General features: G+C 40.9%; 13 protein-coding genes and 1 pseudogene. 4 read left to right on the top strand and 10 right to left on the bottom strand.

Annotated elements, in window-relative coordinates; translation table 11 throughout:
* Positions 1 to 82: 82 nt before the first annotated feature.
* Positions 83 to 733, top strand: a pseudogene (locus F885_RS13785) (ATP-binding protein); the annotation flags it as partial.
* A gap of 41 nt (positions 734 to 774) precedes the next feature.
* Here the strand turns inward: F885_RS13785 and F885_RS13790 are convergent.
* Complete coding sequence (locus F885_RS13790) at positions 775 to 1,563, bottom strand: TorF family putative porin (protein ID WP_005314725.1); 789 nt, start codon at positions 1,561 to 1,563, stop codon at positions 775 to 777.
* 409 nt (positions 1,564 to 1,972) lie between these two features.
* On the opposite strand from F885_RS13790, the gene F885_RS13795 reads away from it, so the two are divergent.
* Positions 1,973 to 2,737 carry a sulfite exporter TauE/SafE family protein gene (locus tag F885_RS13795; RefSeq protein ID WP_005314722.1) on the top strand — a complete coding sequence of 255 codons (765 nt, stop codon included), beginning with the start codon at positions 1,973 to 1,975 and terminating at the stop codon, positions 2,735 to 2,737.
* A 99-nt stretch (positions 2,738 to 2,836) separates the two neighbouring features.
* Here F885_RS13795 and F885_RS13800 read toward each other — a convergent pair whose 3' ends face one another.
* Positions 2,837 to 3,649 (bottom strand): TorF family putative porin, encoded by an 813-nt coding sequence (locus F885_RS13800; protein WP_005314719.1) that lies wholly within the window; start codon positions 3,647 to 3,649, stop codon positions 2,837 to 2,839.
* A gap of 740 nt (positions 3,650 to 4,389) precedes the next feature.
* On the opposite strand from F885_RS13800, the gene F885_RS13805 reads away from it, so the two are divergent.
* Positions 4,390 to 5,691: an OprD family outer membrane porin gene (locus F885_RS13805; protein ID WP_005314717.1), complete on the top strand. Its 1,302-nt coding sequence runs from the start codon at positions 4,390 to 4,392 to the stop codon at positions 5,689 to 5,691.
* A gap of 99 nt (positions 5,692 to 5,790) precedes the next feature.
* Here F885_RS13805 and ppa read toward each other — a convergent pair whose 3' ends face one another.
* On the bottom strand, positions 5,791 to 6,318 hold the full coding sequence (ppa, locus tag F885_RS13810; protein ID WP_004656389.1) for an inorganic diphosphatase: 528 nt from the start codon (positions 6,316 to 6,318) through the stop codon (positions 5,791 to 5,793).
* Between the two features lie 115 nt (positions 6,319 to 6,433).
* Entirely contained in the window at positions 6,434 to 6,832 is a 399-nt protein-coding gene (locus tag F885_RS13815; RefSeq protein WP_005314714.1) for an MAPEG family protein, read from the bottom strand.
* 150 nt (positions 6,833 to 6,982) lie between these two features.
* Between F885_RS13815 and F885_RS13820 the strand changes: the two genes are divergently transcribed.
* Positions 6,983 to 7,375, top strand: a complete 393-nt coding sequence (locus F885_RS13820; RefSeq protein WP_004656392.1) for a hypothetical protein — start codon at positions 6,983 to 6,985, stop codon at positions 7,373 to 7,375.
* Positions 7,376 to 7,423: 48 nt separating this feature from the next.
* On the opposite strand, the gene F885_RS13825 is transcribed toward F885_RS13820, so the two are convergent.
* From F885_RS13825 to F885_RS13850, 6 genes are all read right to left on the bottom strand, one after another.
* On the bottom strand, positions 7,424 to 9,103 hold the full coding sequence (locus F885_RS13825) for a long-chain-fatty-acid--CoA ligase (protein WP_005314711.1): 1,680 nt from the start codon (positions 9,101 to 9,103) through the stop codon (positions 7,424 to 7,426).
* 156 nt (positions 9,104 to 9,259) lie between these two features.
* Positions 9,260 to 11,479, bottom strand: coding sequence for a DNA topoisomerase IV subunit A (gene parC, locus F885_RS13830; RefSeq protein WP_005314701.1), 2,220 nt, complete (start codon positions 11,477 to 11,479; stop codon positions 9,260 to 9,262).
* A gap of 115 nt (positions 11,480 to 11,594) precedes the next feature.
* The gene (locus F885_RS13835) at positions 11,595 to 12,233 is read right to left on the bottom strand and encodes a tetratricopeptide repeat protein (RefSeq protein ID WP_005314699.1); all 639 of its coding nucleotides are present in this window, start codon (positions 12,231 to 12,233) and stop codon (positions 11,595 to 11,597) included.
* A 100-nt stretch (positions 12,234 to 12,333) separates the two neighbouring features.
* Positions 12,334 to 12,978: a trimeric intracellular cation channel family protein gene (locus F885_RS13840; RefSeq protein WP_004802075.1), complete on the bottom strand. Its 645-nt coding sequence runs from the start codon at positions 12,976 to 12,978 to the stop codon at positions 12,334 to 12,336.
* 52 nt (positions 12,979 to 13,030) lie between these two features.
* Positions 13,031 to 13,501 (bottom strand): YchJ family protein, encoded by a 471-nt coding sequence (locus F885_RS13845; RefSeq protein WP_005314698.1) that lies wholly within the window; start codon positions 13,499 to 13,501, stop codon positions 13,031 to 13,033.
* Between the two features lie 81 nt (positions 13,502 to 13,582).
* On the bottom strand, positions 13,583 to 15,166 hold the full coding sequence (locus tag F885_RS13850) for a TerC family protein (protein ID WP_004802070.1): 1,584 nt from the start codon (positions 15,164 to 15,166) through the stop codon (positions 13,583 to 13,585).
* Positions 15,167 to 15,374: the final 208 nt, after the last annotated feature.

The raw sequence follows: 15,374 nt of genomic DNA, 5'->3' as shown, positions 1-15,374 counted from the left end.
TTGTCGCATAGTTATTTGTAAAAGGTAGTCTAAGTCATTGACCCTAGCTCATATTGTCGCATAGTTCTTTGGAAATGACAGTGGCTCACAACCCAAACCTGGTGAAATTACCCTAGCGCATTTAGGTGTTCTATTTTTAGATGAATTACCTGAGTTTGATCGCAAGGTGCTTGAGGTACTACGCCAACCACTGGAATCTAAAGAGATCGTGATTTCACGCGCGGCGCGGCAAATGACTTTTCCTGCAAATTTTCAGTTTATAGCCGCAATGAACCCTTGCCCTTGTGGTTATGCCTTTAATCAGGATAGTCGTTGCCAATGTTCTCCAGACAGCATTCAACGTTATCAAAATCGAATTTCCGGCCCGCTATTAGATCGGATTGATTTACATATTGATGTTCCACCTTTACAGACACAAGAATTACAGGATCGTACTCCAACCGAAAACTCTAACACGGTACGACAACGCGTCATCCATGCTTATGAAAAACAAATCCAGAGACAACATTGTTTAAATCAGGCGCTCTCTCCCAAATTATTGGAACAGCATGCCTTATTAGATGGCAGCTCGACCAAAATTATTGAAATGGCACAACAGCGGCTCAATCTTTCTGCTCGCGCCTATCATCGGGTGTTAAGAGTGGCTCGAACCATTGCAGATCTAGCCGAAAGCGAACTCATCAGTAGCAGCCATATCACTGAAGCCTTGTCCTACCGCAGTCAGCAAAGCTAAAAAAGCGACCTTGAGGTCGCTTTTTTATGGCTCAGACTCCATTAGAAGGCATAACCTAATGCTAAGACTACTTTATTCTTTTGTTTGGTTTCATCACGAGTATAGCCACCAAAAATATAATCCAGACTCCACGTTGCGCCAGTATTGCCCAATGGGTGCGATAAACCGAGCGTTGCATGACGGAAGGCAAAATCCGTTTTGGTTACATCGCCAGCTTTGGCTTGGTAAGCCAGATATTCATCGTCATCGCCATAATAATAGGCTGCAACTTGCGCTTTACCTGTAAATCCACCTGCTAGTTTTGGTGCATAGGTCGCCAAGAAATAGGTATCTCCCTTATTTCCGAAGGTGACATTATTCAACAAAGTCTGTGCTGTAATGCTGAAATCTTTATAGCTCAAACCCAAGATGGTTTCATAACCTGTCGATTCCCAACCTGGATAATAGTAATAAACCGTTCCGCCGATTTGATAACCAAGATCCTCGGTAATTTTGCCTTTATAGCCCGCGTAAAAATCGTTTTCGAAGGATTTTTTCTCTTCTTTCACATCAGTAGGCGAAGTATTAAAGTCTGCATAGGCAGCGGTTAAAGTCGAAAACCAATAGCCCAAATAAAAGCCACTGTCATGTGTATAATCCAGCCCCCCTTGCACTGCGGGTGTATCACTTTCTGGTGAGTTGGTCATCCCACGTAAATTATAGCTTGATACCACATTGACATTACCCGTAACGGTACCTGGAAAAGGGAGTTTACTCTCCTCAGCCAAGCTTAATGTTGATGCTGTGGTCAGCATTCCCAGTACCGCAGCCTTGCATGCAAGTTTCATCATATTGGTCTCCCCCTATATTTTAGATACTCAATTGATTTTTAAGCTTTAAATTGCATCACCAGCTATTTAGCAAATGCTGTGCCAAGCTCAAATAAAAAAGAAATACCAATAAAATCAATGTTTAGGAATACAAAAGATGGAACTTGGGGGTGGAGAGCAGCATTTGTGCAGCCAGAAATATGGCTATCTTGCAACCAAAATGGGCTATTGATGCTCGCCATAGCGCACAAACAGCACTGTTTTAGCCAAGCAAAGAACTTTCATACATTCAAATCTTTATTTTTAATCTGCATAAAAAAACAACAAAGCTAAGCAAACGATGTTTTAATCATTCGATTAGATTCTTATTTAAAACACTGCATAAAGCACATACAACAACATCATTTTTCCCTCAGATTGGCTGATTTTTATGATTGATCAAACCGCCCTACTAACTTTAGGACTCTTTGCCTTCTGTGGTGGTCTGATCGATGCCGCAGTAGGTGGTGGTGGTTTAGTCCAAATTCCGGCGCTGTTACATGCCTTGCCTCAGCACAATATTGCAACCGTTTTTGGCACCAATAAATTAGCGGTTTGGGCGGGAACCACCGCCTCATTTTTGAGATATGTTCATAAAATTACTTTTGTCTGGAAGCTTCTGATCCCCACCATGCTTGCGGCATTTATATGTGCATTTGCGGGTGCAATGACAACAGCCCATGTTCCAAAGCAGCTCATGAGCTATGTTGTTTTCTGTTTACTCATCTTGATGGCCATCTATACTTTTTTAAAGAAAGACTTAGGTGCGCGCAGTACCTATGTGAAATGCGGACATAAAGAAATTTCTCTGGGCATCCTTTTTGGCGGGTTGATTGGATTCTATGATGGCGTTTTTGGGCCAGGCAGCGGCAGCTTCCTGCTTTTTCTGTTTGTAAAGGTTTTTGGTTTTGATTTTCTCAATGCCTCGGCATCGGCCAAAATCGTGAATATTGGTACCTTTAGTTCAGCACTTTTATTTTTTATTCCCACAGGTCATGTACTCTGGCAAATCGGTTTAATCGTTGCCTTGTGCAATGTGCTGGGTTCCTTCGCGGGTGTTTTTCTGGCATTACGTTATGGTAGCCAATTTATCCGATGGTTTTTTCTGATCCTTTTAGTTTTTCTCATTTTAAGAATGGGATTCTCTCTCTTTTAAATCGGCCATAAAGTGCAGAACCAAAACGAGTAAATCACCAAGCGTATAAAATAAAAAAAGCCAGCATGGTGACTGGCTTTTTTATTTATTCGAAGAATATTAGAAGGTTTTGGTCAAACTAAATAACACACCAGTGTCATATGGTTTCTTCTGCGCATTAGTCATACCAGATTTACTGATATTTGTACCAACCACATCAACCTCAGCTAAGATACCAAGAAAGTTATAATTTACACCCAGTTTATAATCAACATAGTTATCGTCCTTGCCGGGCCCGCCAGCAACAACACTTAATGAGTCTGCATTTTTGAGTTTGTTGTAACCGACAGATGCAAGACCTGTTAAGCCTGTATCCGCAATTGGTGCAGAATAGCCAAGGTTAAAATACCAAAAATCATCACTTCTACCCCAGTAATCTGGCGAATAATTCACACCAACACTTAGAGCATCACCAGCAAAAATGGTTTCAGGGAATGTTAACTTTCCGAATACTTCAGTAAATGCCAGACCTTTTTTACCATTATAGCTATTTGTATAATTTGACTTAGAGCCAATATAACCATAATGGATAACACCAACGTCATATACTGGCTTAATTTTATCGGTCAAAGCAAAACTATTGGTAAAACCTAATGTAGCGTCAGTTTCAGTTGATACACCTGATATACCAAAATCAACACTCGATCCCCAAAGAGCTAGATAAGCACCTGAAGTATGTGAGAATGTAAAACCGCCTTGAATCGCAGGATTATTTGAGGATTGTGTTACACCACGGAAACGGTAGTCTGTTGTTGCAGAGACATTACCTGATGCCGTTACACCATAAAGTGAAGGCTTATCTTCCGCCATAGCAAAAGTCGAAGTCACTGCACAAATACTCAACGCGATCGCTTTACATGCAAATTTCATCATATTGATCTCCCCCATGATGGATATTCGACTGATTTATGTTTTAAATTGCATCGCAAAGTAATTAGCAATTGCTGTGCCAACTCTATAAAAGCTGCGTCAAATCTCGATTCCGTTCCATAAAAGTGCCGATACAAGAATATCAATGCCTCCGAATTGCGCTTTGTCAGGAAATCTTTTTATTTTTTGAGCGATTTCAAGGCAGCAGAGATTTTAAGCATTTTTTTTGCACAAAAAAGAGGCATATCCATAAAAACAAAATCATTCGAAATGCTTAAAAGATCGGCGTTATGCCGTAAAAATCAATAATGTTCTATAAAAGTGCATGAACAAAAAACTTAAATCAGCCTGAAGCGCTGTAACTATTGGATTGATCAGTCACTGTCATTCGTCGGGATGTCATTTTTTGCAAATCGATTCGCTTGTTTTTTAAACAAAGAAAAAATAACTCTTTCAATAAAAAGAAAAAATACAGCAATAAATCACATATTTTTATAAAAATAAATCAAAAAATATACAGCTCATTTTACAACCAAATTAAATTAATTAATATATAAAAATCATTATCTTAAATTTAATTTGATGACTTTTTAAACGAGAAACAAATCATAAAATTATATAAGTATTTTATTTAATAATAATTAAATTATTTTAATAAAAATCTATCTTTTTTATGCATAACTTATACAATTGGTCAAAATTTCGGTCTTATCCCAAATTTATTTTTTTTAATGAGGCGAGCTATGCCAAAGGCAAATAAACTTACTTTAGCGGTTTTGATTAATGCCGCGTTAATTACCTCAACATATGCAAGCGAACAAAGCGAAGCAAAAGGACTTGTTGAAGATGCCAAAGGGGATATTTTATTCCGTACTGGTTATTTAAATCGTGACAAGAAAAACTACATTGATCAAAAAGGTGAAGAAATACGAGTTAAAGATACTAGCTCATATGCCCAAACTGCAATGGTAAAACTGGAAACTGGTTTTACTCAAGGTTTAATCGGTTTTGGTGTTGGTGTGATCGGTGACGGTTCTTTCAAATTAGGCTCAAACAACAATTCTGGCAACGGTATGATTCCGAAACGTCCAGATGGTTCGGCTTATGATCACTGGGCACGTGGTGGCGGTTTTGTTAAAGCCCGTATCTCGAATACAACTGTGACTTATGGTACTCAAATTCTAGACCTACCTGTCTTGGCAAGTAATACCACGCGTTTGGTTCCTGAATACTTTGAAGGTGTTTTGGCAACTAGCCGTGAGATTGATGGCTTAGAATTAACAGCGGGTAAATTCACCAAAGACCAATACTCTGATCAAATCAATCGCGATGGCCGAAAGCTTGATAGTGCTGTGGTTTGGGGCGCAAAATACAAATTCGATGACAATTTAAGTACATCTTATTTTGGCATGGATAGCAAAGACAAACTAAAACGTCATTATGTCAATGCGAACTATAAACAACCCTTGGATAAAGATAGCGCACTGACTTATGACTTAAGTGCTTATCATACTAAGTGGGATGAAAAAGCGACAACGTATTCAAGCACGACTGATGATTTGTCTAATCGCAAAAATACCATTTGGGCGCTTTCTACGACCTATAACACTGGTCCGCACAGCGTGATGTTGGCTTATCAACAAAACAATGGCAACACTGGTTATGACTACGGCGAGAACGCTGATGGCGCTCAAAGTATCTATTTACCAAACTCTTACCTATCTGACTTTATTGGTAACAGCGAAAAATCTGCGCAATTACAATATAACGTCGACTTTGGTGGTTATGGTGTTCCTGGCTTAAGCTGGACCACTGCATTTGTTTACGGTTGGGACATTAAAGTTAAAAACGTAACAGACAATGCTCAAGAACGTGAATTCTTTAACCAAGTGAAATACACCGTTCAATCTGGTTTTGCAAAAGATGCAAGCTTACGTTTACGTCACTCTTATTACCGTGCAAGCGATGCTTATCAAGCGGGTAACTATATCGGTGATACCAACGAATGGCGTATCTGGCTTGATATCCCTGTGAAATTATTCTAATTCACAGTTGATCAAGCAATAAAAAAACTCCATTCAAATGAATGGAGTTTTTTTATGACCAAACTTTAAAAAACTAAAGCTTGGTCTAATATTTCAAAGTTACTTTTTAGCAGCTTCGATTGCTTTAAGTACTTCTGCTTTCGCAACATCTGCACCTTCCCAGCCACTGATTTTCACCCACTTACCAGGCTCTAAATCTTTGTAGTGAGCAAAGAAGTGCTCAACTTGGCTGATCAATAACGGTGGAAGATCCGTATATTCTTGAACATCTTTATAAAGTGGAGATAATTTTTCGTGTGGAACAGCGATGAGTTTCGCGTCGATACCACCGTCATCTTCCATTTTCAATTTACCGACTGGACGGCAACGAATCACAGAACCAGCAGCGACAGGGTGTGGAGTTACAACAAGTACGTCTAATGGGTCACCATCTTCAGACAATGTATTTGGTACATAACCGTAGTTTGCTGGATAGAACATTGCTGTACCCATGAAACGGTCTACAAATAACGCATCTGAATCTTTATCGATTTCATATTTGATTGGCGCTGCATTTGCAGGAATTTCAATGATGACATAGATGTCGTTTGGTGCGTCTTTACCCGCAGGAATATTGCTATAGCTCATATCAACACTCGTTTATATTGTGAAGTCAGATGTAAATCGGACAGATTATAACGTGAATACAATGAAAATGATGCTAGATATACGCCGAGCTGGTGAATTTTATAGCCAGCCATGCTTAAGTCATTTTGATTGTGATCACGAACAGTAAAATTGGACAAAGTAGCGAGAAAAACCAAATGATTGAACGCAAAGTTGCAAGATTGGCTAAATAACAAATCCCATAAATCACGCGAAATACAACATAGGCCCAGCCCAAGCTAAAAATGAATCGCTCTGGTACCACCATATATTCAGCCATCAAAATCGCAGCGATAAACAAAGGTAAGCTTTCAAAGCTATTCTGTTGCACCGCATTGGCACGTGCAGACAAGCCCGTGGTTTTGGCTAAAAACTCACGCGGATTTTGATTATCTTTTGCTTGAAAACCACCTTTTGATTTCGCAATCAAGGTAAACACATACGGCAACAAACATGCGACTATAATCATCAATATAATGCCGCTAATACCTTGCATGCTGAGATCCATCATTTGAAGTTCTTCTGATCATGCTATCATAATCTATAATTTATTGAACTTTCATTTGTGCTTGTTCAACAAGCGTTTCTTTTACACAGCATGTTTGTGTAAAAGTTGTGTTTTTTCATACAGTTTTAAGGTCAACCTATGCAGCAGCAAGATCAAAAAGAAATGTTTGATGTTCTGGCACAGCAACGACAACATCAGCTTTTGGTTGATCGTGTATTGAAAGTCGTGCTCCCAATCATGGCGTTTTTACTCAGCGTCATTTGTGCAAATCTGAATTGGCAGTCGACCTTGGGTACTTTTGTGATCCTCAGCATTGCCTTCTATGCGGTCGGTATTTACCGTTTGACCCTATGGCACTGGCTAGCAGTGATTGTGCTCTATGCTGTTGCTGATAATTATTTTAGCTTTAATGGTATTGATCCAACCCGTTTACGTTTCCAACTGGCAACCATGGTGGTTTTTGTCGGCATTGTCGGTATCGGACGACCGTATATCGATCGCTGGTTAATGAAATCAAATCGTACTAAATAAATCCAAATAAAAAACGCCGCAATTGCGGCGCTTTTTTTAGCTTTATGCTTAAGCTGGTTTACGTAAGTCTTTACGTAAGATTTTACCTACGTTTGACTTCGGTAATTCTTCCATAAACTCAACATAACGTGGGCACTTATAACCTGTTAGGTTTTGTTTTGCATAAGCAATAATTTCTTCAGTGGTTAAAGACGGATCTTTCTTCACGATGAATAATTTTGGCACTTCACCTGATTTTTCATCTGGAACGCCAATTGCAGCCACTTCCAATACTTTAGGATGTTTCGCAATCACTTCTTCAATTTCACTTGGATAAACGTTGAAGCCAGATACCAAGATCATGTCTTTCTTACGGTCAACAATCTTCACATAACCACGTGAATCCATCACACCGATATCACCGGTACGGAAGTAATTGTCAGCAGTCATCACTTTGGCAGTTTCGTCTGGACGGTTCCAATAACCCTTCATCACTTGTGGGCCACGGATCGAGATTTCGCCTTGTTCACCTAGTGCAACTTCATTACCGTCGTCATCCAAGATTGCAACTTCAGTTAATGGCAATGGAATACCAATGGTGCCACTGAATTCAGTTGTCGCAGGTGGATTTGCTGTTGCAACTGGCGAAGTCTCAGATAAACCATAACCTTCGATAATGGTTGTACCTGTGATCTTTTTCCATGCTGCTGCAGTCGATGGCAATACTGCCATACCACCACCCATCGCCATCTTCAGATTGCTATGGTCAAGCTGTTTAAATTCTTCATTGTTCACCAAAGCATTAAACAAAGTGTTTACCGCTGGGAAGAATGAAGGTTGGTATTTACGTAATTCACCAACAACGGCAGGTAAATCGCGTGGATTCGGGATCAAGATATTCGCTTGGCCTTTGTACATACCGTAAAGCGCGCACACCATGAATGCAAAGATGTGATACAGCGGCAATGCACAAACAATGCGATCACCTTTCGCACTGTCAGAAGTACCAAACTTACTTGAGAAAATGGCTTCACACTGAAGTAAGTTCGCCACAAGGTTACGATGCGTTAATTCAGCACCTTTAGAAACACCTGTAGTACCACCCGTATATTGCAGGACCGCAGTATCGCTTAAGGTTAAGCTTGGACGTTTATAATTGCTTGGATTGGCTTTGTTTAATGCAACATTAAATTTGGTATGGCCCGGAATATTCCACGCTGGGATTTGCTTACGCACTTTACGTAGCACGAAGTTGACCAATGTACCTTTTAGCGTACCCAACATATCACCTACAGAAGCCACCACAACATGCTTCACAGGTGTTTTACCAATAATGCTTTGATAAACGCTGGCAAAGTTTTCAATGATTACCAACGCTTCAGCACCCGAGTCATTCAATTGATGCTCAAGCTCACGCGCTGTATACAGTGGGTTCACGTTTACAAGCACTAAACCTGCACGGAATACCCCTAAAGCCACCACTGGATATTGGAAAACGTTCGGCATCATGACCGCAACACGTGTTCCTTTTGCTAAACCTAAGCTTTGTAAATAAGCAGCGAATTTACGGCTAGCGACTTCTAATTCATTAAACGTTAAAACTTTATCCATGAAGATAAAGGCATCACGTGAACCAAATTTTTGGAAATTGCGTTCAAAAATATCAACAAGTGAGGTGTTTTCAGCAGGCAGTTCAACTGTTTCTGGAATTCCTGTCTTTTGGTATTCAGCAAACCAAATCTTTTCCATAATGCCATTATCTCCGAGTGGTAATCCTTAAAAATGTAACAACGTTACGTCCATGACAAAACATTTTTTTTAACTTTTTGAATTGCCCTGTCAATCTATCCAAACAATATGAATACATTGTCATATATAACGTATTTGTATCACAGAATACTAGCCTTATCTCTGAATGAAGAGTCTATTTGCTTTTTGATATCCGCGTGGTAAAAGTTGCCCCTTTGTTGCTCTTTTTCCTAGATATTTTTGGAGATCATCCCCTTTCAGTTTGAGATGCTGTTGTCCTGCAGCGACTTGGATTATTTCATCTAAACTCAGGGTTGTCATGGATAAAATTTGCTCTTTTTCATCAAGTTGTATCAACTTGTTACCTTTACCTTTATTCAGAACTGGAAGTTCAGCTAAATCAATAATCAGTAGGCGCCCTGATGAACTGAGAATTGCAACATGGCTTGCTTGCTGAATTGGCAGCAATGGTAAAGCCGTTGCCTTATCTGCAACCGTCAAAAACGCCTTACCGGCTTTGGCATTGGTATCCAGTTGCGCAGCTTGGGTTTTAAAACCATAACCTTTCGAACTGACCGCAAGTAATTCACTATTATCGTCATCAATAAACACTTGAATAAATGAAACACCACTGGCTGGAGATAGTTTTGAACTGAGCGGTTCTCCTAAGCCACGCGCCGACGGTAAGCTGCTAATTGGCAAGGCATAACTACGCCCTGTTTCATCCAAGAAGTACACCCGCTGATTGGTTTTACCCACAGCATGACTTAAATACTGATCCCCCGCTCGGAAGTTAAGATTAGCAGCATCGACTTCCGCACCTTTGGCAGCACGCACCCATCCAGCTTCTGACAAGACCACGGTCACTGCTTCAGCTGGCATTAAATCTTGTTCTTTAATCTGAACCGCGTCTGCACGGGCAACGATTGGTGAACGGCGATCATCACCAAATTTTTTCGCGTCTTCTTTTAGCTCACCGATAATAAGATTTTTCAATGATTCTGGATTTGCCAATTGCTCACGAATAATAGCAGCTTTGGCTTCTAGCTCTTCTTGCTCACGGCGAATTTCCATTTCTTCAAGCTTGGCTAAATGGCGGAGCTTGAGTTCCAAAATTGCTTCAGCTTGAATCTCATCAATACCAAAATGCTGCATTAATACAGGTTTTGGCTGGTCTTCTTCACGAATAATCCGAATCACTGTATCAATATCTAAGTAGGCAATTAAAAGACCTGCCAAGATATGTAAACGCTTTTCAATTTTGGTTAAATGATATTGCAAACGACGCGTTACCGTTTGCTTACGAATCTCAATCCATTCGAGCAAGATGCGGCGAATCGATTTCACCTGTGGGCGACCATCCGCCCCAATCATATTCAAGTTGACACGATAGCTTGATTCTAAATCAGTTGTTGCAAATAAGTGACTCATCACCGTTTCGGCATCGACACGATTGGAACGCAGCACAATTACCAAACGGGTTGGATTGCGATGATCAGACTCATCTCGAATATCGGCAACTAGTGGCAACTTCTTGGCAATCATTTGATCGGCAATTTGAGTCACAACTTTTGAACCAGAAACCTGATATGGCAATTCGCTAATCACGATTTCATTTTTTTCGACTGTATACACCGCCCGAACACGATAACTACCACGACCTGTGGTTTGAATTTTCAGTAATTCTTCAGGCGGAGTAATAATTTCAGCTTTGGTCGGTAAATCGGGGGCAGGAATATATTCTGCTAATTTTTCATCGGTGGTTTCAGGATTACGAATCAGCGCAATGGTACCTTTCACCACTTCACGCAAGTTATGTGGCGGGATATCGGTTGCCATCCCGACCGCAATCCCCGTGGTACCATTCAATAAAATATTGGGAATACGTGCAGGTAAGGTGATTGGTTCTTTCATCGAACCATCAAAGTTATCCTGCCATTCACTAGTGCCTTGCCCGAGTTCACTCAGCAATAACTCACTATAAGCCGAAAGTTTGGCTTCGGTATAACGCATGGCCGCAAATGATTTTGGATCATCAGGCGAACCCCAGTTGCCCTGACCTTCAACCAGTGGATAACGATAGCTAAATGGCTGTGCCATCAATACCATCGCTTCATAACAGGCGGAGTCACCATGCGGATGGTATTTACCGAGTACGTCACCGACAGTACGTGCCGATTTTTTCGGTTTGCCTGTCGACTTTAAGCCGAGCTCGCTCATCGCATAGACAATACGGCGCTGTACAGGCTTTAAACCATCACTGATATGGGGCAATGCACGATCCATAATCACGTACATGGCATAGTTCAAGTAAGCCTGCTCAGTGAATTCGGCTACGGAACGGTTTTCTGTTGCATGATGTGCAAGGCTGGTCATTTCAGCGAGTCATCCAAAATCATTTATTATCGTCAATGTTTTGTATGCTATGTGGATGAAGGCGTTGTGACAAGCCCTTGTTGTTGTTTAAACGTCAAATGGTGTCTTGTTAAGCTTAATGCAGCATATTCAATAGAATTTCTGATGCTGGAAACCAGCCATTTTTCTCCGCCTTTTTTAACCACTCTCTAGCAACTTCGTCATCTTTCTCAACATAAAGCCCCTTTAAATAAAAAAGACCCAAGCTAAACTGAGATGCTGCAATTGCGTGATTGACTGCGGCAGAATAAAACTCAAAGGCTATTTTTAAATTTTTTGCAACGCCAGTGCCATTTTCATATTTATCTGCAAGATTATTAATCGCAGGCGGAAACTGCTGCTGTACGGCTTTCTCATAATATTTTAATGCAAGCTCAATATCCAAATGTTCATCTTCATTCGAACCTGAATAGTAAACACCTAACAGATATAACGCCGCAGCATTACCTTGTTCAGCAAGTGCCTCAAGCTCTTCAGTATAAATCATGTCATTTTCATTATAGATGGGTTGCGCCATCCAAGTTGAAGCCCAATTATATTCAGCAACAAGTGATTGATTATAGGTAGCAGCAATCCATAACCAATTTCTACCCAACAAGAGATTTTGAACGACTCCATTGCGTCCTAGACAATAATTAAGTCCTGTTTTTATTTGCTCACTTACATCTAACTCCATCACTTCGGGAGCCATTTCTTGCACAGATAAAAGATTCATTTTTAATTTAATAATCGTATAAAAGTGATCATATTTAAGATCAATAATTCTAAGTAGGCATTAAACCTGCAATAAACTAAATTGCAGGCATGCTTTCCAATCAATGCTCATCGGTTGAAGACGCGGACTCGGCATCATCTTCTTTATAAATAAATTTTGGCATTTCCAAACCAAAATAGATCGCAATCAAACGTAAGGTAAAGCCAAAAACCAAAGTAAAAATCACGGTAAGATCGTGTGGCAAACCAACTTCCAAACACACCCAATAACAAATTACCGCAACAAAGGAAATACTGGCATAGAGCTCACGACGGAACACCAACGGTACGTCATTACACAAAATATCACGCAGAATACCACCTGATACTCCAGTTAATACCCCAGCGACCGCAGACACCACAAAGCCATGCCCCATCGATAACGCAATCTGGCAACCAATGATGGTAAAGCCAATTAAACCCAAGGCATCCAGTACCAAGAAGATATTACGCAAATGGCGCATCCACTTGGCAATAATAATGGTGACAAAGGCCGCAATACAGGTCAGCACCAAATATTCAGGATGTTTGACCCAGGTCAAAGGATAATGCCCGAGCAGCACATCACGTACTGAGCCACCACCTAATGCCGTGACACAGGCAATCAGCACCACACCAAACCAGTCCATACTGCGTCGACCTGCGGACAATGCGCCTGTCATCGCTTCCGCAGTAATGGCAATAATATAAATTACGGTGAGTAACATCTGCCTACATCCCTAAATCAGGCGTAAAAGTGTGCGCTATTCTAAGACAAACTTAGATGAATTGCGCACAACATTGCTTAAATTTTTTCCCCGAGCCACAAATGCAGGGTTGTTTCATGGTGATTTGCATGTCCAGCGTCGGGTCAAGGAAATACCACTGCTGTTGGTGCAATACAAAATGTGAAATTTCATGATGAACATGGGCTTGTGTACCATCATGATAATGTGCCTTGAACTCAACCAACGCATGAGTTTTATCTAGCTTGGGTTGATGCTGCACCACGTCCAGTTTGAGCCATTGGTTCGATTGACTCCAGTCAGCAATCGCAGCCCGATCTAAAGCGCTTTGCTGCCCCAAGGCTGTCGTTTGCAAAATATAGTCAATCTGCTGCAAGGCAAAAGCACTATAACGTGAACGCATCAATTGTTCTGCAGTTTGAGCAACTTGCTGTTTTAAGTGCAAAGGCTGACAGCACGCAGCATATTGCCCCTGCCCACATGGACAATCTTGTGATGATGTCATTTCCGATTCTCAAATAAAAATAGCCCTGAGACAAACCTTGTACCACAAGGTCAAACTCAAAGGCTATTTGCTAAAACTTAATTATTTCTCGGTCGTCTTCTCTTTCGCGATAATGCGCACTTTTTCAATCTTGTGCCCATCCATTGTCACCACCTCAAAACGATAACCATCCACTTCAATCATGTCACCATTTTCAGGTAAACGACCCAGATGGAATAAGATATAGCCCGACAAAGTAGAGTATTCTTCGCTTTCATCGACCAAATCTTTGCCCAATAACAAAGAAACATGACGAATATCGGTTGAACCTTCTAACAACATCGAACCATCATCTAGACTTTCGGCAGTTGCTTCCAATTCATCTTCATCAGGGAATTCACCTGCAATTGCTTCTAGCATATCAATCGGTGTTGCAATCCCTTCAATCGAACCATATTCATTCAGGACAATCGCCATTTGCAACGGTGCTTGACGTAATTGCTCCATCACCATCAGGACTTGTGCATTTTCATGCACAATCACAGGTTCGCGTAAGTGTTTACTGAAATCAATCGCACCTGTTTCGATGTATTCATTCAATACTTTATGGGTGAGAACAATCCCTTCGATATTGTCTAACTCGCCACGCGCAATGATCAAACGCGAATGGGTCATTGCCATTAAACGTTCTTTTAACTCAGCAGGATCGTCATCCAAGTCTAACCATTCCAACTCTGGACGTGGTGTCATCACCGACTTAACTGGACGCTCAGATAAACCCAAGACCCCTTGAACCAAGACACTATGATATACCCCATTGTCTTCATCAAAGACTTCTTTGGCATAGGCCTGTGTCGCTAACACATCTTCCGCTTCTTTGTTCTGACTTTCATTACCATTGCCTTTACTACCCAACATACGCAGTACGGCAGAGGCAGTGCGATAACGTAAATCAGTGGTGGTGACCAATTTCTCTTGGTTACGGCGCATGGTTTGGTTGACCATTTCCACCAATACCGAGAAACCAATCGCAGCGTATAAATAACCTTTTGGAATATGGAAACCGAAACCTTCGACCACCAATGAGAAACCAATCATCATCAGGAAGCCAAGACACAGGATCACCACGGTTGGATGCTTATTGACGAAATCCATCAATGGGCGTGAAGCCAGCAACATGATACCAATCGCAATCGTTACCGCGATCATCATCACCGAAAGCTCTTTCACCATCCCCACTGCAGTGATCACACTGTCAAGCGAGAAGACAGCATCAAGGACCACGATCTGCACCACAACCATCCAGAACACGGCATGCACTGGATTTTCTTCTTTATGTGCTTGTGTACCTTCAATCCGCTCATGCAGTTCCATGGTGCCCTTAAACAATAAGAACACACCACCAAACAGCAGAATCAAATCACGTCCAGAGAACGGATGATCAAAAATATGGAACAGCGGTGTAGTTAATGTCACCACCCATGCGATCGAAGCAAGCAAGATCAAACGCATTAACAGGGCGAGAATCAAACCAATTTTACGCGCAGCATTACGTTGTTCTGGTGGTAATTTCTCTGCCAAAATTGCAATAAAAACAAGGTTATCAATACCTAATACAATTTCAAGCACCACCAATGTGGCTAAGCCAACCCAAGCAGCAGGATCTGACATCCATTCCAGAATCATTGAGGTGACTCCTCTGCAAAATCAGCAATATTGTTATGAAGTTGAGATTTTAAAAGGTCGGCACAAACAGCCAAAACATTTTTTTTAGGAAATAAGAACAATGCGGAGCGACAACAACCACTACTCATAGAGGTACATAAATTAATAAAAGGATTTTTAGTATAGGCAAGATTTCAGTGAAATTCATCTTTTTTTGTGTTGAGGATGT

Origin of the sequence: Acinetobacter higginsii (genome assembly GCF_000369845.1) — a bacterium.
Taxonomy (GTDB): Bacteria; Pseudomonadota; Gammaproteobacteria; order Pseudomonadales; family Moraxellaceae; genus Acinetobacter; species Acinetobacter higginsii.
The sequence above is the reverse complement of the archived record's forward strand: the minus strand, read 5'-3'. Positions and strand labels throughout refer to the sequence as shown.

Coding starts and splice junctions, on each gene's coding strand:
- F885_RS13800 (WP_005314719.1), bottom strand. CDS start 3,649: ATGATGAAATTTGCATGTAAAGCGATCGCGTTGAGTATTTGTGCAGTG.
- F885_RS13845 (WP_005314698.1), bottom strand. CDS start 13,501: ATGACATCATCACAAGATTGTCCATGTGGGCAGGGGCAATATGCTGCG.
- F885_RS13790 (WP_005314725.1), bottom strand. CDS start 1,563: ATGATGAAACTTGCATGCAAGGCTGCGGTACTGGGAATGCTGACCACA.
- F885_RS13835 (WP_005314699.1), bottom strand. CDS start 12,233: ATGAATCTTTTATCTGTGCAAGAAATGGCTCCCGAAGTGATGGAGTTA.
- F885_RS13805 (WP_005314717.1), top strand. CDS start 4,390: ATGCCAAAGGCAAATAAACTTACTTTAGCGGTTTTGATTAATGCCGCG.
- ppa (WP_004656389.1), bottom strand. CDS start 6,318: ATGAGCTATAGCAATATTCCTGCGGGTAAAGACGCACCAAACGACATC.
- F885_RS13795 (WP_005314722.1), top strand. CDS start 1,973: ATGATTGATCAAACCGCCCTACTAACTTTAGGACTCTTTGCCTTCTGT.
- F885_RS13825 (WP_005314711.1), bottom strand. CDS start 9,103: ATGGAAAAGATTTGGTTTGCTGAATACCAAAAGACAGGAATTCCAGAA.
- F885_RS13850 (WP_004802070.1), bottom strand. CDS start 15,166: ATGATTCTGGAATGGATGTCAGATCCTGCTGCTTGGGTTGGCTTAGCC.
- F885_RS13815 (WP_005314714.1), bottom strand. CDS start 6,832: ATGCAAGGTATTAGCGGCATTATATTGATGATTATAGTCGCATGTTTG.
- F885_RS13840 (WP_004802075.1), bottom strand. CDS start 12,978: ATGTTACTCACCGTAATTTATATTATTGCCATTACTGCGGAAGCGATG.
- F885_RS13820 (WP_004656392.1), top strand. CDS start 6,983: ATGCAGCAGCAAGATCAAAAAGAAATGTTTGATGTTCTGGCACAGCAA.
- parC (WP_005314701.1), bottom strand. CDS start 11,479: ATGACCAGCCTTGCACATCATGCAACAGAAAACCGTTCCGTAGCCGAA.